Origin of the sequence: Rhizobium grahamii CCGE 502 (assembly GCF_000298315.2) — a bacterium.
Classification (GTDB): Bacteria; Pseudomonadota; Alphaproteobacteria; order Rhizobiales; family Rhizobiaceae; genus Rhizobium; species Rhizobium grahamii.
Genome location: NZ_AEYE02000035.1, coordinates 282,107 through 308,889 on the forward strand (window position 1 = coordinate 282,107; position 26,783 = coordinate 308,889).

Below are 26,783 nucleotides of genomic sequence, written 5' to 3' on the forward strand. Positions count from 1 at the left end.
CCGCCTTGGACGTTTCCGAAGGGAAAGACTATGAATTCAATTGTAACGGCCTCGGCGACCGAGGCTCCGCCGCGGGCTGCGGCAGAAGAGGTAGTGCGCCTCGTCGACGTGCATCGGCATTTCGGTGCCACCGCTGCTCTCGACGGCATATCGCTTACTGTCCACAAGGGCGAGATCCTAGGAATCATCGGGCGCAGCGGCGCCGGCAAGTCCACCTTGATCCGTTGCCTGAATGGCCTGGAGCGTCCTGACACCGGTGAAATTGAGATCGAGGGTCGCAGCATCGTCGGTCTCGACGAAAAGGAACTGCAGCCGCTTCGCCGCCGCGTCGGCATGATCTTTCAACACTTCAACCTCCTGGCGTCGAAGACCGTCGAAGAGAACGTTGCCTTGCCGCTGAAGATCGCCGGGGTCGGAAGGGCCGAGCGCCTGAAGCGCGCACACGAATTGCTGGATCTTGTCGGCCTCGCTGGTAAGGCAAAGGCCTATCCATCGTCCCTATCCGGTGGCCAGAAGCAGCGCGTCGGTATCGCCCGCGCGCTTGCCGCACGGCCGGCATTGTTGCTGTCGGACGAAGCGACCTCCGCGCTCGATCCGGAAACGACGCGCGCTATCCTGGCGCTCCTCAAGGACATCAACCGCAAGCTCGGCCTCACGATCGTCCTCATTACTCACGAGATGGAAGTCGTGCGCAACATTGCCGACCGCGTCGCCGTTATCGACGCCGGCCGTATTGTCGAGGACGGGCAGGTCTGGTCGGTCTTTGCCGATCCTAAGGCGCCGATCACTCAGAGCCTGCTTTCCGGAAGCAGGCCTCAATTGCCGGAGCACATCGCCGCCAGACTGTCGCCCACCTCGGGACAGGAGGCGATCCTCAGCATCGATATGGCCGGACCAGCAGCTCAGGGCGCGGTCTTCGCCGAACTTTCGACGGCGCTTCCCCAGTCGTTCCGGCTTGTCCACGGCGGCATCGATCATATCCAGAACCAGCCCGTGGCGCGGTTCTTTATTGCTGTCCCGACGCGCGACCCCGCCCTGAAGGACAAGGTTCTGCAATTTTTGAAAGCCCGTTCGGCGCGGGTGGAGGTTCTTGGCTATGACAGCGACCATGTTTAATCTGCTGCTTCGCTCCCTCTGGGAGACGATCCTGATGACAGGCGCCTCTGGCCTGATCTCGCTGGTCTTTGGTCTGCCGCTAGGTCTGGCGCTTGTTCTTACCAACAAGGGCGGCATCGCCGAAAATAGCTGGGTCAACGGCATCCTCGGCGCGATCATCAACGGCTTTCGCTCCGTGCCCTTCATCATTCTGCTGGTAGCTCTGATCCCGCTGACACGCCTTATCGTTGGTACCGCGCTTGGCACCTGGGCGGCGATCGTGCCGCTCGCAATTGCCGCAACGCCCTATTACGCACGCATCGCCGAGGTATCCCTCCGTGAGGTTGATCGCGGCCTGATCGATGCCGTGCGCGCGATGGGCGGCAATCGCTGGACCATTATTCGCGAAGTACTGGTTCCTGAGGCGTTGCCCGGCATCGTCGCTGGTTTCACCGTCACGCTGGTAACGTTGATTGGCGCTTCTGCCATGGCCGGAGCGATCGGTGCAGGCGGTCTCGGAGATCTTGCCATCCGCTATGGCTACCAGCGCTTCGAGACAACCATCATGGTGGCGGTCGTCGCCGTGTTGATCGTGCTGGTCTGCGGCATCCAGTGGCTCGGCGACCGGCTGGTCGGCCGGCTGGATCACAAATAGTCAGGTACGAAACGCCGCGGCAGGGTGCGAAGACGGCAGCCTGCCGCGGCCCCCAAACAGCTTCTGCCGCAGCGGCCCCTCGGCATAGTCGGCTTTAAACAGCCGGCGTTCTTGCAATACCGGTACAACGAGATCGACAAAGTCGCGCAGGCTTTCCGGCGCCACCGTGCGCGCCAGATTGAAGCCGTCCACACCAGCATCCGAAACCCACTCAGCCAAGCGATCCGCCACTTGCTCGGCCGAACCCACAATGGGCCTCATGCGGCTGCCGAGCACCATCTGATCGATGATCCCGCGCAAGGTTACCGGCTTTGACGCCTCCTTGGTGATTGCGGCGAGCGCAGACTGATTGGCGTTCGTGGACCTTTGCTCGATCGGCTCGTCGAGGCTGTATTTCGAAAAATCGACGCCAGTCGAGGCCGAGTAGTGTGCTAGAGAGGCCTCGACGCTCGCATGTCGGCGATAGTCTTCGAGCTTGTCCCGTGCTTCTTTCTCACTGCGGCCGACGACGATGGTGATTAGACCGAGGACACGCAAGGCATTCGCGCCGCGTCCGAACGCCTCGGCCTTGCACCGCAGCGCCCCCACGATCGGTCGCGCTGCCTGCGGGTTTGGTGTGGCGATGAACACGCATTCGGCGTGCCGGGCTGCAAAATCCTGGCCGCGCGCCGAAGAGCCCGCTTGGAACAGCAGCGGCGTTCGTTGCGGAGAGGGCTGCGCAAGATGGATCCCTTCCATCTTGTAGTAGGTTCCATTGTGCCTGACGGCGCGCACCTTCGAAGCGTCGGCGAAGATGGCCCGCGCCCTGTCAGCGAGCACCGCGTCGTCGTCCCAGCTTCCCTCCCAGAGCTTGTAGAGGATTTCAAGGTATTCCTCGGCCGCATCGTAGCGCGCATCGTGTTCAGGTAGCTTCTCAAAGCCCATGGCTCGCGCGGCGCTATCAAGATAGCCGGTAACAATATTCCAGCCGATACGACCCTTCGTAAGGTGATCGAGCGTCGACATGCGGCGCGCCAGAAGATAAGGCGCCTCGTAGGTCGTGTTGGCCGTTACCCCGAAGCCGAGATGCCGGGTCGCATAGGCCATTGCCGAGATCGGCATCAGCGGATCGTTGACGGGAATCTGCGCGCCGGTTTCGATAACTGGCGCTGCGCTGCCTTTGTACACGTCGTAAACGCCGACGACATCTGCCAGGAATATGCCGTCCAGCTTGCCTCGTTCGGCGGTACGGGCGAAATCCACCCAATAGTCGAGGTCGGTATATTGAAGGGACGTATCGCGCGGATGCGTCCACATGCCGTGGTTGATATGGCTGACGCAGTTCATGTCGAATGCGTAGATCTGCATCTGCTTCATGTATTCGTTCCCTGTGCCGGCAGACCCAGCGCGGTCTTGAGCGACGAGGGCTTCTGTGCCTCGCTAGCTCTTACCTTTCCACGGAACGAGGGCGGCTTCCAAGAGCCGAACGGTTGCGCTGAAGACGAATGCACAGGCCGCGATAATACCGATGCCGACAAAGACCACGTCCGTCGCCAAAAACTGGGAGGCGGACATGATCATGTAGCCGATGCCCCGATTGGAGGCGATCAATTCGGCCGCGACAAGCGTGCCCCAGCCAATGCCAAACGCGATGCGGATCCCCGTCAAAATCTCAGGCAGCGCCGATGGCAGGACTATGCTGACAAGGAGCTGCCACGGTCTTGCGCCAAGCGATCGCGCCGCATTGACGCGCTCGATCGGAAGTGAACGCACGCCCGCCTGTGCCGACAGGCAGATCGGCGCGAACATCGCAAGCACCAACAGTGTCACCTTCGACGTCTCGCCAATCCCCAGCCAGATAATCATCAGCGGCAGATAGGCAAGTGGCGGCAGCGGCCAGTAGAACTCGATCGGTGCATCGAATACCCCCTTTGCCCAGCGATTGAGCCCCATCAGCAAGCCGATTGGGATGCCAATCACGATTGCGATCACTGCTGCTGCCGCGATCCTAAACAGACTTGCCGAAACGTGTTCCCCAAGCGACGCTCCCGCATAACCGTCGCGATAAACAGCGCCGATCTGCGTGACGACCTCTTGCGGTGTCGGCAGAAAGAGGCGCGGTACCAGTCCCAGCTTCGCAACCAGCCACCATATGGCGATCAGCACGACGGCTGTCACGAGGCTGATCACAATCGTACTGCCTTCCCCCACACCGAAACCCTTCATCTGAACGGTTTTCGGCTGATCGGTTGGAGTGCGAATGACAACACCCCTAGTTTCGATGACATCGCTCATTCGGCCGCACTCCTGATCTCGTCAGACTCATGCAAGATAGTCCGGATTTCCTCTCGCAAGGTGGCAAACTCCGGCGCCGTCTTGATTGATCTGCTATCGCCGGTTCGTGCGAACTCGCGGACAAAATCGAGATCAAAGCGCGCTATGATCCGGCCCGGACGCGGCGACATCACCACGACCTGCGTGCCAAGGAACAGTGCTTCCTCGATCGAGTGAGTGATGAAGAAGATGCGTTTTCCCGTTGTTTTCCAAATCGATACGAGCAGTTCCTGCATCTGTTCTCGCGTTAGGCTATCAAGCGCGCCGAATGGCTCGTCCATCAGGAGCACGTCGGGGTCGGCCGCAAGTGCGCGGGCAATACCAACACGTTGGCGCATGCCACCGGACAATTCGTAAGGAAAGGCTCTTGCGAAGTCTTTGAGACCAACGAGCGCCAGAAACTCTTCTGCACGAGCGCGCCGGGCAGCGCTCGGTACTCCTGCAAATTGCAGACCAAGCGCGACGTTGTCGACGACCGACTTCCAAGGCAGCAGCGTGTCTTTCTGAAAGACGACACCGCGGTCGGCACCGGGACGGGTGACCGGGCGCCCGTCGAGTGCGATCGTGCCTGACGAAAGCGGCAGAAAGCCCGCAATCGCATTGAGCAATGTGGATTTGCCGCAACCCGACGCTCCGAGTGCGACAACGAAGCTGTTGTCTGGAATATCAAGGGAAACGCGATCGAGGGCCTGGACCGTTTGCCCATCCCGCGTCCTGAAATAGACGCTTGCGTGATCGACTTTGAGCATGTGCCGTCTCTTCATTCTGTGATGCTGGCGCGATATCGCGCCAGCATGAGTGCATGGGAGGATTGTTAGCTATTTCAGTTGCTTGCGTTCACAAGCGCATCCGCCGTGACAAAGGCGGCGTAGCTCGGCAACACCTCGGAGACCTTGCCCTGCCCCTTCAGGAAGGCGGCCGTGTCCTTGAGGATCTTGGCGGCGCCCGACTTTTCGCCGCCACCGAGCCAGGCTTCGGAGGCCTGCACCTCCGGCGTCAGCAGAGTCAGGTTCTTGAGTGCGGCGGCCTGCTGTTCGGGCGTGCCGCCAAGTGTCTTGGCGAGCAGCGTCGCATTTTCGCTGCCGGCATCCCAGGCCTTCTTATCGGCGGCGAAGGAAGCGTAGTATTTGTTGATGACGCTCGCGAAGCTCTTCAGAAACGCTGGATTCTCATCTGCAAATGTCGATGCCGCCACCCAGGCTGAGAAGGTCGGCGCGCCATTGTCGGCCACGTCCTTGGAGGTAACCAGCACCTTGCCATTCTTCTTGAGTTCGGTCAGTGCCGGATCCCAGACAAAACCGCCGTCAATGTCGCCGCGGTTGTAGCTTGCGACGATCTCCGGCTGGGGAATTGCAAAGACCTGAACGTCCTTTTCCGTCAGGCCAAGCGACTTGATCAGCGCCAGGAGCTGGTAGTGGTCAGTGGAAACTGGTGCAGCGGCCAGCTTCTTCCCCTTGAGGTCAGACAGAGAGGCAATGCCCGAGCCGTTGCGTACAACGAGCGCCTCATCGATGCCGGAGATGGAGGAGAGATAGAATGCCTTTACCTGCAATCCGCGGGATGTCGCGGCCGCGAAAGGGCTGGAGCCGACATAGCCGACCTGCACATCGCCCGATGCGATAGCCGCAAAAATCTCGGCCCCGGAGTTGAACTTTCGGAAATCGATATCGTAGCCCGTTGCCTTGGCAAATTCTCCGTTGGCGATCGCAACCGATGACGGCAACGCGTCGGTCTGGTAGGCAACGACCACTTTCTTGTCGGCCGCCTGGGCGACAAAAGGCGCCAACAGGCTTGCGGATCCGAGCGCAATCGCGGCCAATAGTGTCCTGATATTCATGTTTCGCCCCCTTGTGGCTGAGACTTAGCTTCAGCACTGAACTTGTTTCGACGTCAAAACAGTAGGGCGGGCGTTTCATCACAGATAGAAAAAACTATCTATTTTATAGACTATAACGATAATATTCTTTTCGATTCGATTTCCACCTGCTCGCCGAGGCTAGGCCGGGACAGCGCCTCGGCCTGACCACCAGGTTCAGGCACCTTCAATGGAAATGAGATAGCAAGGTGCCTGGCCGCTCAGAGAAACCATCGCACCTTCACCACCCTCTAGCAAAAACGCATCGCATGGCCCAAGGGCGGCGTGATTACCATCGTATTCTAGGACGACGTCACCGTGGCCACATAGGGCGAGCCAGGTCGATGCAACCACCTGCCTCATGGACGTGCCGTTGACATCCACCCTCTCGACACGATGGCGGAGACTGCCACGGCGGGTCATGACGTTCAGGTCGGTGATTTCTCCGTCGGCAAGCGTTGCTGACACTGCGACGTCGGCGGGAAAGGTCAGGGGATCGTCACCCTGCGTCAGCAAGACGGGAGCCGCGCCATTGATCGCCAGTGACATGCCATTGCCGTCGAGGATCGACAGCGTACGGTCGATGCCGGGGAAGATAGAGAAAGGCCCGTCAACCGCCACCGTTGCCATGCTGATACGCCAGTAGAAATCGGATAGGGCCGCGCCTTCGGGGGAAACCGCGATTTCGACGGTTTCGCCACCACCGTTCTTCCACGGCATGCGACGATAGGTGTCGGCTTTGAGAACCGTGACTCGAGTCATTTTGTTTCCATCATCGATTTGGGCTCGGCCTTCTCACCGTGGACAAGGTCGCCGCGCGATGCGGCGGCCTTGTCCGGTTGATGCGAGCTTAGTTCCCCATGATCGCCGGCAAGCGCAGACCTTTTTCCTTGGCGCAGTCGATGGCGATCTCGTAGCCAGCATCGGCATGGCGCATAACGCCGGTTGCCGGATCGTTCCAGAGAACGCGCTCGAGCCGCCGTGCCGCGTCGTCCGTGCCATCGGCGCAGATGACGATGCCCGAATGCTGGGAAAAGCCCATGCCGACGCCGCCGCCATGATGGAGCGACACCCAGGTCGCACCCGACGCGGTGTTGAGCAGCGCGTTCAGCAGCGGCCAGTCGGAGACGGCGTCCGAACCGTCCTTCATTGCTTCGGTTTCGCGGTTCGGCGAGGCGACCGAGCCGGAGTCGAGGTGGTCACGACCGATGACAACTGGGGCCTTCAGCTCGCCGTTCCTGACCATCTCGTTGAAGGCGAGGCCGAGGCGGTGGCGATCGCCAAGACCGACCCAGCAGATGCGTGCTGGCAGGCCCTGGAAGGAAATGCGTTCGCGCGCCATGTCGAGCCAGTTGTGCAGGTGCTTGTTGTCCGGGAGCAGCTCCTTCACCTTGGCGTCGGTCTTGTAGATATCCTCCGGATCGCCAGATAGGGCCGCCCAGCGGAACGGGCCAATGCCGCGGCAGAACAGCGGGCGGATATAGGCCGGCACGAAGCCGGGGAAGGCGAAGGCGTTCTCGAGGCCTTCTTCCTTAGCCACCTGGCGGATGTTGTTGCCGTAGTCGAAGGTCGGAATGCCCATGTCCTGGAAGGCGATCATCGCCTCGACATGCTCGCGCATCGAGGCGCGGGCCGCCTTCTCGACCGCCTTCGGGTCGGAAACGCGCTTGTCCTTCCACTGGGCCATCGTCCAGCCCTTCGGCAGGTAGCCGTTGACCGGGTCGTGGGCGGAGGTCTGGTCGGTGACCATGTCGGGGCGAATGCCGCGGCGGACCATCTCCGGCAGGATCTCGGCGCAGTTGCCGAGCAGGCCGACCGACTTAGCCTCGCCGTTCTTCGTCCAGCGGGCGATCATCTCGATGGCCTCGTCCAGCGTCGCGGCCTTTTCGTCGAGATAGCGGGTGCGCAGGCGGAAATCGATCGAGTCCGGGTTGCACTCGACCGCCAGGCACGACGCGCCGGCCATGACAGCGGCGAGCGGCTGGGCGCCGCCCATGCCGCCGAGGCCGCCGGTCAGCACCCACTTGCCCTTGAGGTTGCCGCCGTAGTGCTGGCGTCCGGCCTCGACGAAGGTCTCGTAGGTGCCCTGCACGATACCCTGCGTGCCGATGTAGATCCACGAGCCGGCCGTCATCTGGCCATACATGGCGAGGCCCTTCTTATCGAGCTCGTTGAAATGGTCCCAGGTCGCCCAATGTGGCACGAGGTTCGAGTTGGCGATCAGGACACGCGGCGCGTCCTTGTGCGTGCGGAACACGCCGACCGGCTTGCCGGATTGCACGAGGAGCGTTTCGTCCTCGTTCAACGTCTTCAGTGTTGCTGCGATGCGGTCAAAGTCGTCCCAGGTGCGGGCCGCGCGCCCGATGCCGCCGTAGACGACCAGCTCGTTCGGGTTCTCGGCTACATCAGGGTCAAGGTTGTTCATCAGCATGCGTAGTGGCGCTTCGGTCATCCAGCTCTTGGCATTAAGCTCGCTGCCGCGCGGTGCACGGATTTCGCGAATGTTGTGGCGTGGGTTTGCAGTCATGCGAGTTCCTCCAGTGGAGTGATCGTTATCGTTTCAGGCCGGTTGCGATCTGTTCGATCCGCACCAGAATGTTTTTCAGATGTACCCGAAGGCGGTCTGCCTTGGCGGTATCGTAGGCGAAAGGCGGTGCTTCCGTTTGGAGGTGCGTCGATTGCGCGAGCTCCATCTGGATCGCATGCACACCCACCTCGGGACGCCCGTAGTGGCGTGTCGTCCAGCCACCCTTGAAGCGACCATTCAGCACACTGTCGTAACCTTCGGCAGCCTCGACGACAGTGAGCGTCGCCTGCTCGATCGCCCCATCGCAGGTCTTGCCCATGTCCGTACCGATATTGAAATCCGGCAACTTGCCTTCGAAGAGGAACGGAATATGGGAGCGGATCGAGTGGCAGTCATAGAGGATCGCGACGCCGTGAATTGCCCTCACGCGCTCGATCTCTGCGGCTAGTGCCGCGTGATAGGGAGCATGAAAGTTCCGCAACCGCGTCGCGATAGCGGCTTCGTCAGGAGCCTGTCCGTCCTCCCAGATCGCCTTGCCGTCGAAGTCGGTTTCCGGAACGAGGCCCGTTGTGCTCTGGCCGGGATAGAGACTGACCCCTGCCGGATCGCGGTTGGCGTCAATGACGTAGCGGTGGAACGTCGCGCGCACCGTCGTCGCATCGGAAAGCAGGTCATCATAGAGGTGATGGATGTGCCAGTCGGTATCGGCAAGAATCTTGCCGTTATCGTTCAGGCGCTCCCATATGTCGGCGGGAACCTCGGTACCGGTATGCGGGAAGCCCAGGATCACGGGCGATGTGCCCTGCTTGACTTCAAATACAGCCATGTCAGCCCTCCAGAACCGGCAGAATGCCGCGGGAAACGGATGCATTCAGCGCGCCCGTCGCGATCAGATCGCCCGCCGCCTTGAGGTCGTTTGCCATATACCGGTCAAGCTCGAGCGTCGGCACCGCCTCGCGGATCGTTGCAATGGCCTTCTGCAACTCGGGGCTGGTCGTGAGCGGGGAGCGGAATTCCACACCCTGCGCCGCCGTCAGTGCTTCGATACCGATGATATTGAAGAGGTTTTCGGTCATCGGCAGCAGACGTCGCGCACCATGGCAGGCCATGGAGACGTGATCTTCCTGGTTTGCCGACGTTGGCGTCGAGTCGACCGAGGCCGGATGCGACATCTGCTTGTTTTCCGACATCAGCGCCGCAGACGTTACTTCCGCGATCATCAGACCGGAGTTGAGGCCCGGCTTCTTGGCCAGGAAGGCCGGCAGCCCGTAAGAGAGGGCAGGATCGACCAGCAGAGCGATGCGCCGCTGTGCGATTGCGCCGATCTCGCAGATCGCCAGAGCCACCTGGTCGGCAGCAAACGCGACCGGTTCGGCATGGAAGTTACCGCCGGAGACGACCGAGTTGTCCGATAGCACCAGCGGGTTGTCGGTGACGGCGTTGGCCTCGATCTCCAGCGTGCGCGCGACCGAGCGCAGCAGATCCAGGCAGGCGCCATCGACCTGCGGCTGGCAGCGAATGCAATAAGGATCCTGCACGCGCTCGTCGCCTTCGATATGGCTTTGACGGATTACCGAGCCTTCGAGCAGGCTGCGAAGAGCCGCAGCCGTATCGATCTGGCCCTTGTGGCCACGCAACGTGTGAATGTCGGGATGGAACGGGGCGGAGGAGCCCATCGCCGCATCCGTCGACATCGCGCCGGTAATCAGTGCCGCCTGTGCAGCCCGGTGTGCCCGGAAAAGGCCGGCGAGTGCGAGCGCCGTCGAGGTCTGCGTGCCGTTGATAAGCGCCAAGCCTTCCTTAGCGGCGAGTACCACGGGCTTCAAGCCGGCCTTCGCAAGAGCTGCCGCACCAGGCAGGCGCTCGCCACCGACAAAGGCCTCGGCCTCACCCATCATCACGGCAGCCATATGCGCAAGCGGCGCAAGGTCGCCGGAGGCACCGACGGAACCCTTCTCCGGGATAACCGGGACGACGCCTTTTTCCAGCATGCCTTCAATCAGCCGCACCAGTTCGAGCCGGACGCCGGAGGCACCACGGCCGAGCGAGACGAGCTTGAGCGCCATGATCAAGCGAACGACGTTTTCAGGTAGCGGCGCGCCGACGCCACAGCAGTGTGACAGGATAAGGTTGCGCTGCAGGGTCGCGACGTCAGACGCGTCGATCTTGATCGAGGCGAGCTTCCCGAAGCCGGTATTGATGCCATAGACCGGCGCATTGCCGGCCGCGATCTCGGCAATGCGGCCAGCGGCCTTGGCGATGCCGGCATCAAAGGATGCATCGAGCCTCGCCGGCTCGCCGGTCCAGTAGATCGTTTCCAGATCCTTGAGTGAAACGGAACCGGGATGAAGGGTAATGGTCAACGGTCGATCCTTTCGCCCTTGAAGACATGTGCATGAAGCGGGTTGAAGCCAATGCGGTAGACGAGCTCCGCCGGGCTCTCGATATCCCAGATCGCGAAATCGGCTGACTTGCCGGTCTCCAGCGTTCCAGTGTCCTCGAGCAGGCCGAGAGCTCGAGCGCCTTCGCGCGTCGCCCCGGCAATGCATTCCTCGACGGTCAGGCCGAAGAGAGTCGCTGACATGTTCATCGTCAAAAGCAGCGAAGTCAGCGGCGAGGTTCCGGGATTGCAGTCAGTCGCGATGGCGATCCGCGTGCCGGTATCGCGCAGCGCCTGCACCGGAGGCTTTTGCTTCTCGTTGATGGCGTAGAAGGCGCCCGGCAGCAGAACCGCAACCGTACCGGCTGCAGCCATGGAGGCGGCCCCTTCCGCATCGAGATATTCGAGATGATCGGCAGAGAGCGCATCGTAGGAGGCCGCGAGCTTCGCGCCGCCGAGGTTGGAGAGCTGTTCGGCGTGCAGCTTTACCGGCAGGCCCAGCGCTTGCGCCTTGTCGAAGACACGCTTAATCTCCGCTGTCGAAAAGGCGATCCCCTCGCAGAACCCATCGACTGCATCGGCCAGACCCTCAGCGTGAGCGTATTCCAGCCCGGGTATGACGACATCGGTGATGTAGTCGCCGTTGCGGCCCTTGTATTCGACTGGCGTTGCATGCGCGCCGAGATAGGAGGTGACAACCCGGACGGGGCGGACGCGCTCGAGCTGCCGGGCGGCGCGCAGCATCTTGAGTTCGGCGTCAACGTTCAGGCCGTAGCCTGACTTGACTTCGATCGTGGTAACGCCTTCGGAAATGAGTGCATCCAGACGCGGAAGAGCAGCTTCGACAAGGCCTTCCACCGAGAGCGCGTTCGTCGCCTTGACGGAGGAGACAATGCCACCGCCAGCCTGTGCAATCTCCTCATAGGTAGCCCCTTCGAGGCGCATCTCGAATTCGCGGGCGCGGTTGCCCCCGTAGACGATATGGGTATGGCAGTCCACCAGACCGGGTGTAACCCAGCGGCCTTCGAGATCGGTGATCTGTGCCCGCTCGATTGCCGCCACCGGCAGGTCGGCCTCCGGGCCGACAAAAGTTAGACGGCCATTCTCGGTGACAATGGCACCCTTTTCGATGATGCCGAGATCAGATTTTTGCTGCTCGAGCGTCACCAATCGCGCGTTCCGCCACAGGTGTGGACGGAGATCTCCCGATGCGTCGCCGTCTGAAATTTTGTTCCCATTCATCAGCTTTGCGCCTTCCCTTATGTAGAAACATGTATATACATAATAGGAGCGGTGACAAGTGAAATTTTGTGTATCCTTCCCAAAAAGGAAGATGTGCAGTGCCAAAGAGGAGAAAAGCGTAATGACCGGACCTGTCGCGACCAGACTTCACGCCAGCGCGGCCCTGCTACCGGGAGGGTGGCGCGAGAACGTGCGCCTGACCATCGCAGACGGACGAATTGAAGACGTTCAGACAGGCGTTGGCGCCGGACCCGGTGACGAGCATCACCAAACGATCGTTCCGGCGATGAGCAACCTCCACAGCCATGCTTTCCAGCGCGCAATGGCTGGCCTTGCAGAGGTCAGGGGCCCCGCGAACGACAGTTTCTGGAGTTGGCGCACCGTCATGTACCGGTTTGCCCTGTCTATGGAACCCGAGCACGTCGAGGCCGTTGCCGCCCAACTCTATATGGAAATGCTCGAGGCCGGCTTTTCGCGCGTCGGAGAGTTCCACTATCTCCACCATGACCAGGACGGAATGCCCTATGGCAATATTGCCGAACTCGCAGAGCGCATCGGTGCGGCAGCAACCACCAGCGGGATCGGCCTTACACTTCTTCCGGTCTTCTACGCCCATTCCGGCTTCGGTGGTAAGGCGCCAATTGATGGCCAGCGACGTTTTATCAATAACCTGGACACCTTTGCCGCTTTGATGGAGGCCTGCCGCGGGGTGACAGCCGCAATCCCCGGTGCCGACCTGGGCATCGCGCCGCACAGCCTGCGGGCCGTAACACCGGAGGAACTTGCCAAGATCGTGCCGCTTGCCGGCGACGGGCCGGTCCATATCCACATCGCCGAGCAGGTCAAGGAAGTGGAAGACTGCGTGGCGTGGTCAAACGCGCGTCCCGTGGAATGGCTGCTTGCAAACGCACCCGTTGATGAGCGGTGGTGCCTGATCCATGCGACACACATGACCGACGCAGAGACCCGCGGTATGGCGAAGAGTGGCGCGATTGCGGGTCTTTGCCCGATAACGGAAGCCAATCTTGGTGATGGTACATTTCCCGCGCCACTTTTCATCGAAGAAGGTGGGCGCTTCGGCGTCGGCTCTGACTCGAATATTCGCATCTCCCTGGCCGGGGAACTGTGCCAGCTCGAATATTCGTTGCGACTCTCCTTGAGAGGTCGCAACGTCATTGCCTCCCCGAGCGGTTCGACCGGGCGGAACCTTTTCGATCGTGCGATCGGTGGCGGTGGTGACGCGCTCAAGGCTCCAGGTGGTATCGCAAAGGGAAACCATGCCGACCTCGTTTCGCTCGACGCAACCACCGTCCCCTATCTCTCCGGCGACCATCTGCTCGATCATTGGGTCTTTGCCGGTGGCGTCACCATAGACAGCGTCTGGACGCTTGGACGAAAGCAGGTCTCGAGCGGACGCCACGTGGCGCGCGAGGACATCAACCGAAAGTTTCTGAAGGCGATGGGCGAGCTCTTGACAACATAGGGCTTCCCTCTCCGCGGTATACCGACTAGAGCGGGAAGTCACCAACTGGAGCGTGGCGATGAATCAAGGCAAGGACACAACCTTGCACCAGCGGATCGTGAGCGAGATCGAAGGCCGCATCGTCTCGGGCGAATGGCCTCCTGGCCATCGCATCCCGTTCGAGGTGGATCTCACCAAGGAATATGACTGTTCGCGCATGACCGTGAACAAGGCGCTTACGCAACTGGCCAAGGCGGGCCTCATCGAGCGCAGGAAGAAGTCGGGCAGTTTCGTGACGCAGCCTCAAGCGCAATCGGCTGTGCTTGAGATCCACGATATCCGGGCGGAGGTTCAGTCACTGAACCTCGCCTATTCCTACGCCGTATCGAAGCGCGAGCATCGCAAGGCGAGGCCGGACGACATCATCCGCCTCGATGTTGCATCGGGATCGTCGGTGGTGGACGTGTCCTGCATCCATCATGCGGGCGGGCGGCCCTTCTGCCTGGAAGAGCGCCTGATCAGCCTTTCAACCGTCCCGGAAGCCGCCGAAGAAAATTTCGCTGAAATGGCGCCGGGTGCGTGGCTGATCAACCAGATACCATGGAGCAGCGCCGAGCACCGAATCCACGCCGTCTCGGCCGGCGCCGACGAAGCCATTGCACTGGATATACCGCGTCATACCGCCTGCCTGGTTGTCGAGCGACGTACCTGGAGCAATGTCGGACCAGTCACCCATGTCCGCTTCACCTATCCAGGTGACCGCCATGCGTTGGTAGCGCGCTTCACCCCGGCGTCGCAATAGCAAGTCGGCAGCAACCATCATCGACTCGTGGTCGGATATTCCCCGTCGCAGTGCTTCAGTAACAGATTTGGCGGTAAGAGCCAACGTGCGGGTCCACACCGCATCACCGCGGCTTCGCCTCCAAAGCATGGGCAATCAGGCCTTTTGCTATGGAGCGGATCGCAGATTGTGGAGAGTGATATCTACTGTTCTCGCTGCAGCTGTATTTTGCTCCTTGCCGGGAAACTTACGGTGCCCACCAAGATGACGAAATGTTGATTGGTTCGGCCTATTTCCGAGAAGCCCGGCGAGGCTAAGTTCTATCACTGATAGTGTTGCACGGGGGCTGTGATGGACACGCTTCGAAGAATGATATCCATTGGAATGCTCGTCGCTATTGCAGGTCTCGCATCGGCATGTTCAACCAGCTCCGAGGCACCTCTGACGACGGGGTCGGTCGGGTATGGCAGACACAATGCCGACTTTGATCTCAGACCCGCGTGCAGTGGCGGATTCGGCAACGATCGACCCTGCAGCTATTAGGCGCTTTTACCAGATCAGCGGGGTGGTTTGACGTCGCCGACACGCGTTGCAGTTCGGTCGAGGACCGTTCGTCTAAAAGCGCCGGAGCGTGGCGTCCCTCTCGCTGCGGACGTCCTCTGCTAGGCTTGCCAGGTTTCGTAGACGATTTCGGTTGGTGTCTCGCCAAATTCTAACGAAATTGCTTCACGACAGAGTACTTTCCGGCTTCCCAGACCCTCATCTCGCCGCCTTCGCAACTGTAGTTTGCGTCGGTCTCTGATATTCCGATCCCGATGCCCTCGATGCCTGGATCATCGAAGACGACAAACACATCGGCTTTCCTGACTTTCCTCTGCTGGAAATCTTTCAGGATGTACTTGTAGCACTCGATATCCTGGCGTGAATTCTGACGTAAGATCTGAGCTTCGATCTTTTTTGTGACCTCCGATAGCGGGCGCGTTTCGGCGAGCGCTGGAAGGGTGAGTGCGAGCATCGGGAAAGCCACGAGCGGGAAGGGGCATCTGTTCATTGATTGTCGACACCAAAAGCCAGCGATCGGAAATGGATATGAATTCTCGGTCATAACGTCAGATCCCTCAGAAATTGCAAGTGCTCAACGCTGCCTCCCATGTCTTGAGGAGAAACATCGTCCCCACGGATCGCACCTCACGTTACCTGCTGCTCCCGCGAAAGACTCCCCCCGATTGAACCGCACGTCCTTTGTCGTCATGATGAGGGCACCTGACATCGAGACACACGACGGCGATGCGTATCTTTCTGGTCCGACATGGAGAATCCCTCGGCAACATTGACGAAAAGGCTTACGGTGAGTTCGGCGACCACAATGTTCCTCTGACGCAATGGGGTTACCGGCAAGTGCAAACGGCCGGTCAGGTGTTGGCGTCCTACCTCGTTGGACTGCCGCAGACCGGCAGCGCCAGACTGGACATTTGGTACTCTCCCTATTTGCGGACCCGGCAAAGCAAGGACGCGCTTCTCGAAACCCTACCGCCCGAACGCATAGGCGCAGTAAGGGAGGATTACCTGCTTCGCGAGCAGGACTTTGGGCTTTTCACGGAAATATACGATCATGCGGAGCGTCGGCAAAAGTTTCCGGATGAGTTCGAAAAATGGGCCAGGCTGCGCAGCACCAGTGGAAAATTCTATGCAAGGCCGCCCGACGGGGAGAGCAGGGCGGATGTCGCCCAGCGTCTTCGGCTTTTCCTGCAAACGGTAATCGACGATCTCTCCGGCATATCCAACGATGTCATTATCGTGGGACATGGCGTGACGAACCGGGCGTTCGAAATGAATTTTCTCCACCTTGCTGTCGACTGGTTTGAGCGCTCCGACAATCCCGGAAATTCCGACGTCACATTGATCGAGGGAAATCGTTCCTCAGGATACAGCTCGTCCCTGCTGCACAGGGCGACCGACCGGATGGAAGGTGATGACGAGCTGCGTATGGCCCACGGATCAGAATTGACGTTTGCCCCGAGACAAAAACCATAGGCAGACGTCATATATGCGACGTCTTTGCCGGTGCTAATGGCGAGCAGATGACAGGCCGCACTCGGTAACCTCCGGCTCGTCCTTGATGCTGGCCTTGATCCGCAGTTCCCAATCCGGACCCAGTTGAAAACCGTGCGCCCGCAGCATGTCAGCCACCTTAGGACAGTCTGCGGGACTGTCGTACTGGCCGGCAAGAGAAACCTCGATGAGCGTCTCCCCGGCGTCCACTTCGCAATCGCCGTTCAGGCCGGTCCCCTGAAGAAAAGAGCAGACGGCCTGGGCGCGCTCGAGGCCTGTGCCATCGTTGGAAACGACCGGTGAGCCGGCCGCCAGAATGGCAGCCTCAAACAGCGATACCAAGGTTTTCATCGTAGCCTCCGTGGAGGGAGACATCCGCACCGGTCAACCGATGACTGGAGGCCTCCGTCTTCCTTCCAGGAGATGAAGGATGAAGGGGACATAGGTCGTAAATCAGAAGCGGGAAGGGCGCCACTCGGGATTGAGCCAGCCAATGGAATTTCCGGGGAATGGCAATCGGCGAGAAGCCGTGGTCAAGCCGGAAAAGGATGCCCCCCGGGGGTGAGCGGCGGCCAATTTATCTGCGAGGGCACGCTGATGCGCCGTCGTTCATCGAGCGATACCTGCGAGAGGTTTGTGCGCCTCAGAAGCGGCACCGGATCGATGTTTTGCCGCTTGATCCGCGACCGCGAGCTGTGAAGCGAGCCCATCGCGGTTGGAGCGGCAGCTAGCCCTGAAACTTGTTCTTGAGGACTTGAGACATCTCTCCCCCTGGTCTCTCATAAGTGCCAACAACATGATGAGGCCTCTCGCAGCCGAGCGCAAATGTGGTGGCGCGAACGGATGGAAATTTCGGAGAAAATTTCAGGCACCTGTCGATTTTCGCTTTTTTCAAACGTTCCTTGTCAGGATGACGACCGGTGCAAGGTTTGCGGTCGTTGCACAACAAAGGAGGAGTCTCATGATGGACCAGAACAATCTTGTCTCTGCCAGAGAACTGGCTCGGAGAAACGCCGTCACCTTTCCAAACGAAAGTAGCGAATACAGGAAAGCGCGCGACGAACTCCTTGCCGAAGAAATCGAACTGCGACGGCATATCGAGCGTGTCGCCGAGCAACGCCGTGCATTGCCGCCTGGCGGGCAGGTTTCGAAGGACTACCGCTTTCGCGGAGCGGATGGCGAGGTTACATTGAGAGATCTGTTCGGAGAGAAGCCGACACTTGTGATTTACAATTACATGTACGGACCGCAGCGTGAACAGCCATGCCCGATGTGTACTTCCATGCTGTCGGCGCTCGACGGAGAAATCCCTGACATTCGCCAGCAGGTCGCCTTCGCGGTTGTCGCGCGCTCGCCCATTGAGCGGTTGCTGGCATTCAAGAAGGAACGAGGCTGGCACCACCTGCCCCTCTACTCAGACATGACAGAAGAGTTCAGCCGCGACTATCACGCCATTGGCGCTGATGGCAGTGATGACGCAGCCTATAACGTCTTCACGATCAAGGATGGTGTGGTCAGGCACTTCTGGAACCCGGAAATGGGGCCGGTAACGGCCGATCCCGGCCAGGATCCGCGGGGCGCACCGGATTTCATGCCGCTCTGGACGGTGCTCGATACAACGCCTGAAGGCCGGCCCCCGGCTTGGTATCCAAAGCTCAGCTACGACGGCATGTGGTAACTTCCACGCATGCCGCGGGCGTCAGCGTCCCTTGCCGACGCTCGCATACATGCCTGTTGTACGAAACTCGGTTGGATTCGTGCCATAGACGCGGCGGAATACCTTCGAGAAGTAGTTGGCGTCTTCGAAGCCTGAGCGGATCGCCACCTCCTTTACGGGCATGTTCGCGGTTTTGGTCAGCAATTTGACAGCGCGCTTCAACCGCTTCTGCAGGACGAACTCGGCCGGCGGCAGGCCCTCGTTGGCTGCGAACATTCGCGAGAAATGTGCCCTGCTGAGGCCCGCGACCCGCGCAAGATCCTCGACGGGCAGCGGGCGCTCGAGATTTGCCATGATGTAGTCAATAACATGCTGCATCGTCCGGTATTCTTCACTGAAGACCGGATGCGAGCCGAAGACGTCGTCGTATAGCGCCATCGCTGCCTCGTAGGCGATTGAAGAGGCCAGCCCAGGCGTTTCCCCGCCGTTGATCAGCCGCAGACTGCAGTCCGCCAGATGCTCCACCGTTTGCGGTTGCAGCTTCAGAATCGGTCCGGTTACTGCGAGGATCGAGCGATGGATGCGCAGTGCCTCGTCGCCGTTCATCGAAATCCAGAAAAACTCCCAGCGGTCCCCGTCCTCGAGCCAGTAACGGTGATTATGCGGAACGAGGACAAGCAGAGTCTCACCCTCCTTCACGCGGAGCTGCCGATTCTCGTAGCGCAGGTTGCCCGCGCCTTTGATCGTATGCTGCAGGACGGTGAAGGGTGTCTGCCCGCGCTTTCTGCCGTCCCAGTCGTAGGTCGCGTTCTCACGGATCTCGTAGCCAGTGCTGGTCGGCATTGTGTGCAGACTCTGGCGGCCACGCGGCAGCGACACGGTCCGCATCACCGGTCCGTTGTCAATCAATTTCTGCAGCACAGAATTACCCATGAAAGCATAATCCTTCTCTGGCGGCCCCGCCAAATATGCGCATAATCCGCCCTCAAGAGAGAGAACACCGCCAGCACCGAGGAGCGGCGGGGAGGAGAATTCAGCCGGATTTCTGGCCTTTTTTGGCGTCGAGCGCAAGCCCGCGTCCTATTCTTCTTCTCATCGTTCAGCGCCGGCACATTTGATCGCATTGAGGCAAGGATCATGAGTTTCAAAATCGCTATCATCGGCGCGGGCAGCGTCGGCTTCACGAAAAAACTGTTCACCGACATCCTTTGTGTGCCGGAATTCCAGGATGTTGAGTTCGCGCTCACAGACATGAGTGAACACAATCTCCAGATGATCAAGCAAATCCTCGACACGATCGTGTCGTCCAACAAGCTGCCGACCAAGGTGACGGCGACGACGAACCGGCGCGAGGCACTGACGGGTGCTCGTTACATCATCAGCTGCGTGCGTGTGGGTGGCCTCGAAGCATATGCCGACGATATCCGCATTCCGCTGAAATACGGCATCGACCAGTGCGTCGGCGATACGATTTGCGCCGGCGGCATTCTCTACGGCCAGCGCAATATCCCTGTCATTCTGGATTTCTGCAAAGACATCCGCGAAGTCGCCGAACCGGGTGCGAAGTTCCTGAACTACGCAAACCCGATGGCAATGAACACCTGGGCCGCGATCGAATATGGCAAGGTCGACACGGTCGGTCTCTGCCATGGTGTCCAGCACGGCGCCGAACAGATCGCAGAAGTGCTTGGAGCGCAATCACCCTCCGAACTCGACTACGTCTGCTCTGGCATCAACCATCAGACCTGGTTCGTCGATCTGAAGCTCAACGGTCGCAAGATTGGCAAGGACGAGCTGGTTGCCGCTTTCGAGGCGCATCCTGTCTTCTCGCAGCAGGAAAAGCTGCGCATCGACGTGCTGAAGCGCTTCGGCGTCTATTCCACGGAAAGCAACGGGCATCTGTCCGAGTACCTTCCCTGGTACCGCAAGCGTCCCGATGAAATCACCAAGTGGATCGACATGTCGGATTGGATCCATGGCGAAACCGGTGGGTACCTGCGTCATTCCACCGAGACCCGCAACTGGTTCGAAACGGAATTTCCGCAGTTCCTGGAGCAGGCGTCGAAGCCAATCGATCGGTCCAGGCGTTCGAACGAGCATGCGAGCCACATTCTCGAGGCGCTAGAAACCGGACGCATTTATCGTGGCCACTTCAACGTCAAGAACAACGGCGTCATCACCAACCTGCCGTCGGATGCGATCATCGAGTCGCCCGGCTTCGTCGACCGCTTCGGCATCAACATGGTGTCAGGCGTCACCCTCCCGGAGGCCTGCGCCGCGACCTGCATGGCCTCGATCAACGTCCAGCGCATGTCGGTACATGCAGCCGTTAGCGGCGACATCGACCTTTTGAAGCTCGCCGTGTTGCACGACCCGCTGGTCGGCGCCGTCGCGACGCCCGAGGAAGTCTGGCAGATGGTCGATGAAATGGTTGCCGCCCAGGCCCGCTGGCTGCCGCAATATGCAGATGCGGTTCCGGCAGCGAAGGAACGCCTGGCCAAGTCAACCGTCAAAACCCGCGAGTGGGCCGGTGCGGCGCGCCGCAATGTTCGCTCGATCGACGAGCTGCGTGCCGAGAAGGCCGCGCTCAAGCAGGCTGTCTGAATTTCGCTGACGACGGGTGGCGATGGGGCTCGGGAGGGCCCCATCATCACAAGCCCGTCATCGGATCGTTGAGGAGAAGCGGGGCTGCCGAAGGCACCCTGAAGCAAGAGGGAGAAACGATGAGAAATTTCCGCAACATTGGCGTTCTTGCCGGACTGGCGCTGAGCGTCTCAGTCTCGGCTTTGAGCGCCTACGCCTCCGAGCCGACGGTACCGCCCGTTCCGCCGCAATTCCCGGCGGAAGGCAAGATCAAATACGTATCGAGAGATTCGATCGAAGAGTTCAAGGCGCTTCCGTCCTACAACGAACCGGATTGGGTGAAGAAGAACTTCGTCGACACCGGCAAGCTGCCGCCCGTCAAGGATCGCCTTCCCAAGGAACCGCTCGTCTTCAAGACCGAGAACATGGTTGATGGCATCGGGGTCTACGGCGACACCATGCGTCACGTTATCGGCGGACGGCCGGAAGGCTGGAACTACGGCGCCGGCCAGACGCAGGGCTGGGGCGGCATCGACATCGGCCTTTCGGAATGCCTGACGCGCACCGCACCGCTCTTCCAGGTTCAGGCCAAGGACACCGAGCCGCTTCCGAACCTCGCCAAGAGCTGGGAGTGGTCGCAGGACGGCCACAAGCTGACGATGCACCTCGTCGAAGGTGCGAAATGGTCGGATGGCGTACCGTTCAACGCTGACGACATCATGTTCTACTGGGAAGACGAAGTCATCGATCCGAACGTTTCGCCGCTTGGCGGCGGCGCTTCGCCGGAGGCCTTCGGCGAGGGAACGACGCTCAAGAAGATCGATGATTACACCATCGAGTGGACCTTCAAGGAAGCGTTCCCGAAGCAGTATCTTTACACGATGGCCTATCCGAGCTTCTGCCCGGGCCCCTCGCATATTCTGAAGCCGCAGCATCCGAAGTATTCGAAGAACACCTATGACCAGTTCAAGAATACGTTCCCGCCGGAATATATGAACATACCGGTCATGGGTGCCTGGGTGCCGGTCGAATACCGTCCGGACGACATCATCGTCATGCGCCGCAACCCCTACTACTGGAAGGTCGACGAGAAAGGCAATCAGCTGCCTTACCTCAACGAACTGCACTACAAGCTCTCCACCTGGGCTGACCGTGACGTGCAGGCCGTTGCCGGGTCCGGCGACATTTCCAACCTGGAGCAGCCGGAAAACTTCGTGGCTTCGCTGAAGCGCGCTGCCGAGAAGACCGCACCTGCACGCCTCGCCTTTGGTCCGCGCCTGATCGGCTACAACATGCGCATGAACCTGTCCGCCAACGGCTGGGGCGATCCTGATGCTCGTGGTCAGGCCCTCCGCGATCTGAACCGCAATGAAGATTTCCGCAAGGCGGTCACCATGGGTCTCGACCGCAAGGCGATCGGTGACTCCCTGGTCAAGGGTCCGTTCACCGCGATTTATCCCGGCGGCCTCTCCTCGGGCACGAGCTTCTACGACCGCAATTCCGTGGTCTACTATCCCTTCGACCTGAAGGGCGCCAAGGAGCTCTTGGCCAAGGCCGGCCTCAAGGATACCGACGGCGACGGGTTCGTGAACTTCCCTGCGGGGACGGCCGACGGCAAGAACGTCGAGATCGTGCTGCTCGTCAACAACGGCTACGCGACAGACAAGAGCCTTGCCGAAGGCGTCATCGGGCAGATGGAAAAGCTCGGCCTGAAGGTGATCCTGAATGCATTGGACGGCCCCAAGCGTGATGACGCCCACTACAGCGGTCGCTTCGATTGGCTCATCCAGCGCAGCTCGCCCGAACTTGCCTCGGTTGTGCAGAATACCGAGCAGCTGGCGCCCGTCGGCCCACGTACGAGCTGGCAGCATCGCGCTGGCAAGGACGGCAAGGTTGACCTGATGCCTTATGAAGAAAAGCTGGTGGACATCGTAACGAAGTTCCAGACCAGCCAGGACAACAACGAGCGTGTTGAACTGATGAAACAGTACCAGAAGGTCGCGACCGAGAATGTCGATACGGTCGGCCTCACGGAATATCCGGGTGCACTGATCATCAACAAGCGTTTCTCGAACGTCCCCGAAGGCACGCCGATCTTCATGTTCAACTGGGCTGAAGACTCCGTCATCCGCGAACGTCTGTGGGTGGCTGCCGACAAGCAGGGCAAATACGAACTGTTCCCTGAACAGCTGCCCGGCAAGCCCGGTGAAAAGGGCCCGATCAACTAAGAACTCCCTCCCAACCGAGGACTCCGGTCGCGCGTGAAGCGCGGCCGGGCAATATCAACAAGCCGGCCGCACCGACAGGCGCGACCGGCGGCAAGGAGAAGCGAACCGTCCGATGTTACGATTCCTGCTCGTGCGCATAGCCTCTGCGATCCCGGTGCTGATCATTTTGAGCATCGTAACCTTCGCGATCATCCAGGCTCCGCCCGGTGACTATGCCGACTACATCCGTTCGCAACTGATCAATCAGAGTGGCGCGTCCTTCGCGGCCGCCGATGCGCAGGCCCAGGCCTATCGCGTTGCTCATGGCCTCGATCAGCCGATGGTGATCCAGTATTTCAACTGGGTCAAAGGTATCGTGACGCAAGGCGATTTCGGCTACAGCATGTTCTACAACAAGCCCGTCGCGGATGTCGTGGCCGAGCGGCTGCCGCGTACCCTGGCGCTTGCTTTGGTCTGCCACATCTTCGCATCGGTGCTTGGCATCGGCTTCGGTATCTGGGCCGCAACGCGCCAGTACAGCTGGATCGACAGCCTGCTTTCGGGCGTCTCTTTTCTCGGCATGACGGTGCCGCGCTTCCTGATGGCGCTGATCATCGTCTACCTCCTCGTCTTCCAGTTCAACGTCTCGGAGATCGGCAGCTTCTTCTCGCCGCAATTTGGCGGGGCGCCGTGGTCCTGGGCGAAATTCGTCGACCTTGTCAGCCACGTCTGGCCTGTTGTCGCCATCGCCACTTTCGGCGGCCTCGCGTACAACATGCGCGTCATGCGCGGCAATCTCTTGGATACGCTGAACGCGCAATATGTCGAGACGGCTCGTGCCAAGGGCCTGTCGGGTGGGGCTGTCGTGATGCGCCATGCCGTGCCGAACGCACTCCACCCGCTCGTCATGTACCAGGGCGTCGTGCTCCCATACATGCTGACAGGCGAAATCGAGACTGCGATCATCTTCTCGCTGCCCACCGTCGGGCCGGCGATTGTTGGCTCTATGGCGATCGGCGACGTCTACGTTACTGCAACCTTCATGATGGTTCTTTCAGCGACGCTGATCGTCGGCAACATCATCGCCGACATGCTGCTTGCCATGCTGGACCCGCGTGTCCGCCAGTACGGAGGAGCCTGACATGCTCGCCTTCGATTCCGCTCCCCCACCGCCGCACGAAGAATCCGTGAAGAACGCACCGCATGGCAACGAGAGCTATCTTTCGCTCGTCTGGCGTCGCCTGAGACGCTCCTGGACCGGCATGATGGGCCTGATTCTGGTTGGCCTACTGCTGCTTATGGCCGTCTTTGCCGATTTCTTCGCGCCGATGGATCCCAAGGCGACCGACGTCGGCTTCGCGCCGCCGCAGATGATCAGCTTTCACGACAAGGACGGCAATCTAACCTATCCGCCGCGCGTCTATGCGCTGGGGGAATCGGAAGAGCTTGACCCTGTCACTTTCCAGCCCATCGTCGGCCCGGACTACGACAATCCCCGCATGCTCGGCTTCTTCGTGCCGGGTGCCGAATACAGGCTTCTCGGCCTCATTCCGACGAACCGGCACTTCTTTGGCTCCGTCGACGGCCAGCCGGTCCACTTTCTCGGCACCGACAAGTTCGGCCGCGATATCCTCTCGCGTGCCATTATCGGGTCGCGGATTTCACTGACGATCGCGCTCACCGTGGTCTTCATCGTGACCGTGATCGGCACGACGGTTGGCATGGTGTCCGGCTATTTCGGCGGCGCGTTCGATACCTGGGTGCAACGCTTCGTCGAAGTGGTACTCGCCTTTCCGCAGCTGCCGCTCTACCTAGCACTGACCTCGCTGATCCCGGTGACCGCGCCGACCAATGTCTTCCTCGCTTTCGTCATCGTCGTCATGTCGGCACTCGGCTGGGCACAGATGTCGCGCGAGGTGCGCGGCAAGACGCTGGCGCTCGCCCGCATCGACTATGTCCGGGCAGCGATGGCCGTCGGCGCTACCGACCGGCGTATCATCTTCCAGCACATCTTCCCGAACGTGATGAGCCACGTCATCGTTGCCGTGACGCTGCATATCCCGAGCGTTGTGCTGCTTGAATCCTTCCTCGGCTTCCTCGGCTTTGCCGTGAAGCCGCCGCTGATCTCCTGGGGCCTGATGCTGCAGGACACCGCCAATTACTCGGTGATCGGCACCTATCCGTGGATTCTGGCGCCCGTCGGCTTCGTGCTCGTCACCGTCTTCGCGTTCAATGCGCTGGGCGACGGCCTGCGTGACGCAGTCGATCCCTATTGAGGTGAAGAACATGGCACTTGCACTCGTCAACTCCTTCGCCCCATCCGTCCGTTTCGATCACGAAGCGCACAAGGAAAGCCCCGTCATCGACGCCCGCAACATCGGCGTCAATTTCAAGGTCGAGCATGGGACCGTGGAGGCGGTGAAGGATATCTCCTTCCAGCTCTACCGCGGGGAGACCATCGCGATCGTCGGTGAATCCGGTTCGGGAAAATCGGTGACAGCCAGAACCGTCATGGGACTTCTGTCGAAGCGTGCCGTGGTCGCACCGAAGTCGACCGTCGAATATGACGGCGCCAATATACTGAAGTTCTCCGAGCGCGAGCGCCGCAAACTGCGTGGCGACCGGATATCGATGATCTTTCAGGAGCCGATGAGCTCACTGAATCCGATTTATACGATCGGGAGCCAGATCGTCGAGGCCATTCGCGTGCATCGCAAGATGAGCAGGAAGCAAGCGGAAGCGCGCGCACTGGAACTGCTGAAGCATGTTCAGATCCCCGATCCAGAAGCACGGCTCAAGCAGTATCCGCACCAGCTCTCCGGCGGCCAACGCCAACGCGTGATGATCGCCATGGCGCTCTCCAACGACCCCGACGTGCTGATTGCTGACGAACCGACGACGGCGCTCGACGTCACCGTCCAGGCGCAGATCCTCAACCTGATCCGCAACCTGCAGACGGAATTGCGGATGGCGGTGATCCTGATCACCCACGATCTCACGGTCGTGCGGCAGTTCTCCGACTACGTCTACGTCATGCAGCATGGCGAGATGCGTGAACACAACACGACCGAGAAGCTTTTCGCCAATCCTCAGCATGCATATACCAAGCACCTGCTAGGCTCTGAGCCGCGGGGGCAGGCCAACCCGCTGCCGGAAGGGTCCGACGTCATCCTCGACGCCGAGGGCGTACGCGTGTCCTTCATGATGCGGCATGGCAGCTTCTTCAAACCACAACTGAAGGAGCTCGTCGCCGTCGACAGCCTCAGCCTGACACTTCGCCGCCACGAGACGCTCGGCCTCGTCGGGGAGTCCGGCTCCGGCAAGACCACATTCGGACAGGCGCTGCTTCGGCTGAACGATACCGATGGAGGCGAGATTTATTTTGATCGTCAGCCGATCCACGGAAAATCGCGTGCTGAGATGCGTCCTCTGCGCTCGCGCATGCAGGTCGTCTTCCAGGATCCGTTCTCCTCACTCAATCCGCGCATGACGATCGGCCAGATCATCGAGGAGGGGCTCGTTGTCAACAAGCTCGGAGCAACAAGAGCCGAACGGCTCGACCGCGTCCGCGAGGCGCTGATTGCAGCTGGTATGCCAGGCAATATCCTGTCGCGCTTTCCGCACGAATTCTCGGGTGGCCAGCGCCAGCGTATCGCCATTGCAAGGGCGATCGCGCTCGAGCCGGAATTCATCCTGCTCGACGAGCCGACATCGGCACTCGACCTTTCGGTCCAGGCGCAGATCATCGAACTGCTGCGCAAGCTGCAGGACGAGCGCGGCCTCAGCTACCTCTTCATTTCGCACGATCTCAAGGTCGTGCGTGCCCTCTGCCACCGGGTGATTGTAATGCAGCATGGCAAGATCATGGAAGAGGGACCTGTCAACGAAGTTCTCACCAATCCCAAGACCGCCTACACGGAACGGCTCGTCAAAGCCGCTTTCGAGGTAGCCTGATTGCACATGCCGGAGGTTAT

24 protein-coding genes are annotated in these 26,783 nt (G+C 60.2%); 12 read left to right on the forward strand and 12 right to left on the reverse strand.

The window, feature by feature from the left end; translation table 11 throughout:
- Positions 1 to 30 precede the first annotated feature (30 nt).
- Positions 31 to 1,116 carry a methionine ABC transporter ATP-binding protein gene (locus RGCCGE502_RS28740; RefSeq protein ID WP_016557733.1) on the forward strand — a complete coding sequence of 362 codons (1,086 nt, stop codon included), beginning with the start codon at positions 31 to 33 and terminating at the stop codon, positions 1,114 to 1,116.
- On the forward strand, positions 1,097 to 1,750 hold the full coding sequence (locus RGCCGE502_RS28745) for a methionine ABC transporter permease (RefSeq protein WP_016557734.1): 654 nt from the start codon (positions 1,097 to 1,099) through the stop codon (positions 1,748 to 1,750). Before RGCCGE502_RS28740 ends, RGCCGE502_RS28745 begins: the two co-directional genes overlap by 20 nt.
- Here the strand turns inward: RGCCGE502_RS28745 and RGCCGE502_RS28750 are convergent, their stop codons facing one another.
- The 9 genes from RGCCGE502_RS28750 to hutI form a co-directional block, all read right to left on the reverse strand.
- Positions 1,751 to 3,106, reverse strand: a complete 1,356-nt coding sequence (locus tag RGCCGE502_RS28750; RefSeq protein ID WP_016557735.1) for an LLM class flavin-dependent oxidoreductase — start codon at positions 3,104 to 3,106, stop codon at positions 1,751 to 1,753.
- A 63-nt stretch (positions 3,107 to 3,169) separates the two neighbouring features.
- Positions 3,170 to 4,024, reverse strand: coding sequence for an ABC transporter permease subunit (locus RGCCGE502_RS28755; RefSeq protein ID WP_016557736.1), 855 nt, complete (start codon positions 4,022 to 4,024; stop codon positions 3,170 to 3,172).
- Positions 4,021 to 4,812 (reverse strand): taurine ABC transporter ATP-binding protein, encoded by a 792-nt coding sequence (locus tag RGCCGE502_RS28760; RefSeq protein ID WP_016557737.1) that lies wholly within the window; start codon positions 4,810 to 4,812, stop codon positions 4,021 to 4,023. The genes RGCCGE502_RS28755 and RGCCGE502_RS28760 overlap by 4 nt, the downstream gene beginning before the upstream one ends.
- Positions 4,813 to 4,886: 74 nt before the next feature.
- Positions 4,887 to 5,900, reverse strand: a complete 1,014-nt coding sequence (tauA, locus tag RGCCGE502_RS28765) for a taurine ABC transporter substrate-binding protein (protein WP_016557738.1) — start codon at positions 5,898 to 5,900, stop codon at positions 4,887 to 4,889.
- Between the two features lie 195 nt (positions 5,901 to 6,095).
- Entirely contained in the window at positions 6,096 to 6,680 is a 585-nt protein-coding gene (locus tag RGCCGE502_RS28770) for a HutD/Ves family protein (protein WP_016557739.1), read from the reverse strand.
- An 88-nt stretch (positions 6,681 to 6,768) separates the two neighbouring features.
- Complete coding sequence (gene hutU / locus RGCCGE502_RS28775) at positions 6,769 to 8,445, reverse strand: urocanate hydratase (protein ID WP_016557740.1); 1,677 nt, start codon at positions 8,443 to 8,445, stop codon at positions 6,769 to 6,771.
- A gap of 25 nt (positions 8,446 to 8,470) precedes the next feature.
- A complete protein-coding gene (gene hutG, locus RGCCGE502_RS28780; RefSeq protein WP_016557741.1) occupies positions 8,471 to 9,271 on the reverse strand; it encodes an N-formylglutamate deformylase in 801 nt (266 codons plus the stop codon).
- Position 9,272: 1 nt separating this feature from the next.
- On the reverse strand, positions 9,273 to 10,808 hold the full coding sequence (gene hutH, locus RGCCGE502_RS28785) for a histidine ammonia-lyase (RefSeq protein WP_016557742.1): 1,536 nt from the start codon (positions 10,806 to 10,808) through the stop codon (positions 9,273 to 9,275).
- Positions 10,805 to 12,067, reverse strand: coding sequence for an imidazolonepropionase (gene hutI, locus RGCCGE502_RS28790; RefSeq protein ID WP_016557743.1), 1,263 nt, complete (start codon positions 12,065 to 12,067; stop codon positions 10,805 to 10,807). The genes hutH and hutI overlap by 4 nt, the downstream gene beginning before the upstream one ends.
- A 121-nt stretch (positions 12,068 to 12,188) precedes the next feature.
- On the opposite strand from hutI, the gene RGCCGE502_RS28795 reads away from it, so the two are divergent.
- The 3 genes from RGCCGE502_RS28795 to RGCCGE502_RS39315 all read left to right on the forward strand — a co-directional run bounded on the left by RGCCGE502_RS28795 (position 12,189) and on the right by RGCCGE502_RS39315 (position 14,853).
- Positions 12,189 to 13,550 (forward strand): formimidoylglutamate deiminase, encoded by a 1,362-nt coding sequence (locus tag RGCCGE502_RS28795; protein WP_016557744.1) that lies wholly within the window; start codon positions 12,189 to 12,191, stop codon positions 13,548 to 13,550.
- 58 nt (positions 13,551 to 13,608) lie between these two features.
- Positions 13,609 to 14,331 (forward strand): histidine utilization transcriptional repressor HutC, encoded by a 723-nt coding sequence (hutC, locus tag RGCCGE502_RS28800; protein ID WP_016557745.1) that lies wholly within the window; start codon positions 13,609 to 13,611, stop codon positions 14,329 to 14,331.
- Between the two features lie 330 nt (positions 14,332 to 14,661).
- Positions 14,662 to 14,853: a hypothetical protein gene (locus tag RGCCGE502_RS39315; RefSeq protein WP_114714834.1), complete on the forward strand. Its 192-nt coding sequence runs from the start codon at positions 14,662 to 14,664 to the stop codon at positions 14,851 to 14,853.
- Positions 14,854 to 15,022: 169 nt separating this feature from the next.
- Here RGCCGE502_RS39315 and RGCCGE502_RS28805 read toward each other — a convergent pair whose 3' ends face one another.
- Complete coding sequence (locus RGCCGE502_RS28805; RefSeq protein WP_040675837.1) at positions 15,023 to 15,361, reverse strand: hypothetical protein; 339 nt, start codon at positions 15,359 to 15,361, stop codon at positions 15,023 to 15,025.
- A 236-nt stretch (positions 15,362 to 15,597) separates the two neighbouring features.
- Here RGCCGE502_RS28805 and RGCCGE502_RS28810 point away from each other — a divergent pair, with 236 nt between their 5' ends.
- Positions 15,598 to 16,344, forward strand: a complete 747-nt coding sequence (locus tag RGCCGE502_RS28810) for a histidine phosphatase family protein (RefSeq protein ID WP_016557747.1) — start codon at positions 15,598 to 15,600, stop codon at positions 16,342 to 16,344.
- A 33-nt stretch (positions 16,345 to 16,377) separates the two neighbouring features.
- On the opposite strand, the gene RGCCGE502_RS28815 is transcribed toward RGCCGE502_RS28810, so the two are convergent.
- On the reverse strand, positions 16,378 to 16,713 hold the full coding sequence (locus RGCCGE502_RS28815) for a hypothetical protein (protein WP_016557748.1): 336 nt from the start codon (positions 16,711 to 16,713) through the stop codon (positions 16,378 to 16,380).
- Positions 16,714 to 17,326: 613 nt separating this feature from the next.
- Here RGCCGE502_RS28815 and RGCCGE502_RS28820 point away from each other — a divergent pair.
- Positions 17,327 to 18,040: a DUF899 family protein gene (locus RGCCGE502_RS28820; RefSeq protein WP_040675924.1), complete on the forward strand. Its 714-nt coding sequence runs from the start codon at positions 17,327 to 17,329 to the stop codon at positions 18,038 to 18,040.
- 21 nt (positions 18,041 to 18,061) lie between these two features.
- Here the strand turns inward: RGCCGE502_RS28820 and RGCCGE502_RS28825 are convergent, their stop codons facing one another.
- Entirely contained in the window at positions 18,062 to 18,952 is an 891-nt protein-coding gene (locus RGCCGE502_RS28825) for an AraC family transcriptional regulator (RefSeq protein ID WP_016557750.1), read from the reverse strand.
- A gap of 204 nt (positions 18,953 to 19,156) precedes the next feature.
- On the opposite strand from RGCCGE502_RS28825, the gene RGCCGE502_RS28830 reads away from it, so the two are divergent.
- From RGCCGE502_RS28830 to RGCCGE502_RS28850, 5 genes are all read left to right on the forward strand, one after another.
- Positions 19,157 to 20,623, forward strand: coding sequence for an alpha-glucosidase/alpha-galactosidase (locus RGCCGE502_RS28830; RefSeq protein ID WP_016557751.1), 1,467 nt, complete (start codon positions 19,157 to 19,159; stop codon positions 20,621 to 20,623).
- A gap of 119 nt (positions 20,624 to 20,742) precedes the next feature.
- Positions 20,743 to 22,830, forward strand: coding sequence for an ABC transporter substrate-binding protein (locus tag RGCCGE502_RS28835; RefSeq protein ID WP_016557752.1), 2,088 nt, complete (start codon positions 20,743 to 20,745; stop codon positions 22,828 to 22,830).
- A gap of 112 nt (positions 22,831 to 22,942) precedes the next feature.
- Entirely contained in the window at positions 22,943 to 23,950 is a 1,008-nt protein-coding gene (locus RGCCGE502_RS28840) for an ABC transporter permease (RefSeq protein WP_016557753.1), read from the forward strand.
- Position 23,951: 1 nt separating this feature from the next.
- Positions 23,952 to 25,085 carry an ABC transporter permease gene (locus tag RGCCGE502_RS28845; protein ID WP_016557754.1) on the forward strand — a complete coding sequence of 378 codons (1,134 nt, stop codon included), beginning with the start codon at positions 23,952 to 23,954 and terminating at the stop codon, positions 25,083 to 25,085.
- A 10-nt stretch (positions 25,086 to 25,095) separates the two neighbouring features.
- Positions 25,096 to 26,763 (forward strand): ABC transporter ATP-binding protein, encoded by a 1,668-nt coding sequence (locus RGCCGE502_RS28850; protein ID WP_016557755.1) that lies wholly within the window; start codon positions 25,096 to 25,098, stop codon positions 26,761 to 26,763.
- The last annotated feature ends 20 nt before the right edge of the window (positions 26,764 to 26,783 follow it).

Excerpts from the sequence above, each read along its gene's own strand:
- RGCCGE502_RS28740 (WP_016557733.1), top strand. The coding sequence starts at position 31 with ATGAATTCAATTGTAACGGCCTCGGCGACCGAGGCTCCGCCGCGGGCT.
- RGCCGE502_RS28745 (WP_016557734.1), top strand. The coding sequence starts at position 1,097 with ATGACAGCGACCATGTTTAATCTGCTGCTTCGCTCCCTCTGGGAGACG.
- RGCCGE502_RS28750 (WP_016557735.1), bottom strand. The coding sequence starts at position 3,106 with ATGAAGCAGATGCAGATCTACGCATTCGACATGAACTGCGTCAGCCAT.
- RGCCGE502_RS28755 (WP_016557736.1), bottom strand. The coding sequence starts at position 4,024 with ATGAGCGATGTCATCGAAACTAGGGGTGTTGTCATTCGCACTCCAACC.
- RGCCGE502_RS28760 (WP_016557737.1), bottom strand. The coding sequence starts at position 4,812 with ATGCTCAAAGTCGATCACGCAAGCGTCTATTTCAGGACGCGGGATGGG.
- tauA (WP_016557738.1), bottom strand. The coding sequence starts at position 5,900 with ATGAATATCAGGACACTATTGGCCGCGATTGCGCTCGGATCCGCAAGC.
- RGCCGE502_RS28770 (WP_016557739.1), bottom strand. The coding sequence starts at position 6,680 with ATGACTCGAGTCACGGTTCTCAAAGCCGACACCTATCGTCGCATGCCG.
- hutU (WP_016557740.1), bottom strand. The coding sequence starts at position 8,445 with ATGACTGCAAACCCACGCCACAACATTCGCGAAATCCGTGCACCGCGC.
- hutG (WP_016557741.1), bottom strand. The coding sequence starts at position 9,271 with ATGGCTGTATTTGAAGTCAAGCAGGGCACATCGCCCGTGATCCTGGGC.
- hutI (WP_016557743.1), bottom strand. The coding sequence starts at position 12,067 with ATGAATGGGAACAAAATTTCAGACGGCGACGCATCGGGAGATCTCCGT.
- RGCCGE502_RS28795 (WP_016557744.1), top strand. The coding sequence starts at position 12,189 with ATGACCGGACCTGTCGCGACCAGACTTCACGCCAGCGCGGCCCTGCTA.
- hutC (WP_016557745.1), top strand. The coding sequence starts at position 13,609 with ATGAATCAAGGCAAGGACACAACCTTGCACCAGCGGATCGTGAGCGAG.
- RGCCGE502_RS39315 (WP_114714834.1), top strand. The coding sequence starts at position 14,662 with ATGGACACGCTTCGAAGAATGATATCCATTGGAATGCTCGTCGCTATT.
- RGCCGE502_RS28805 (WP_040675837.1), bottom strand. The coding sequence starts at position 15,361 with ATGAACAGATGCCCCTTCCCGCTCGTGGCTTTCCCGATGCTCGCACTC.
- RGCCGE502_RS28810 (WP_016557747.1), top strand. The coding sequence starts at position 15,598 with ATGCGTATCTTTCTGGTCCGACATGGAGAATCCCTCGGCAACATTGAC.
- RGCCGE502_RS28815 (WP_016557748.1), bottom strand. The coding sequence starts at position 16,713 with ATGAAAACCTTGGTATCGCTGTTTGAGGCTGCCATTCTGGCGGCCGGC.
- RGCCGE502_RS28820 (WP_040675924.1), top strand. The coding sequence starts at position 17,327 with ATGGACCAGAACAATCTTGTCTCTGCCAGAGAACTGGCTCGGAGAAAC.
- RGCCGE502_RS28825 (WP_016557750.1), bottom strand. The coding sequence starts at position 18,952 with ATGGGTAATTCTGTGCTGCAGAAATTGATTGACAACGGACCGGTGATG.
- RGCCGE502_RS28830 (WP_016557751.1), top strand. The coding sequence starts at position 19,157 with ATGAGTTTCAAAATCGCTATCATCGGCGCGGGCAGCGTCGGCTTCACG.
- RGCCGE502_RS28835 (WP_016557752.1), top strand. The coding sequence starts at position 20,743 with ATGAGAAATTTCCGCAACATTGGCGTTCTTGCCGGACTGGCGCTGAGC.
- RGCCGE502_RS28840 (WP_016557753.1), top strand. The coding sequence starts at position 22,943 with ATGTTACGATTCCTGCTCGTGCGCATAGCCTCTGCGATCCCGGTGCTG.
- RGCCGE502_RS28845 (WP_016557754.1), top strand. The coding sequence starts at position 23,952 with ATGCTCGCCTTCGATTCCGCTCCCCCACCGCCGCACGAAGAATCCGTG.
- RGCCGE502_RS28850 (WP_016557755.1), top strand. The coding sequence starts at position 25,096 with ATGGCACTTGCACTCGTCAACTCCTTCGCCCCATCCGTCCGTTTCGAT.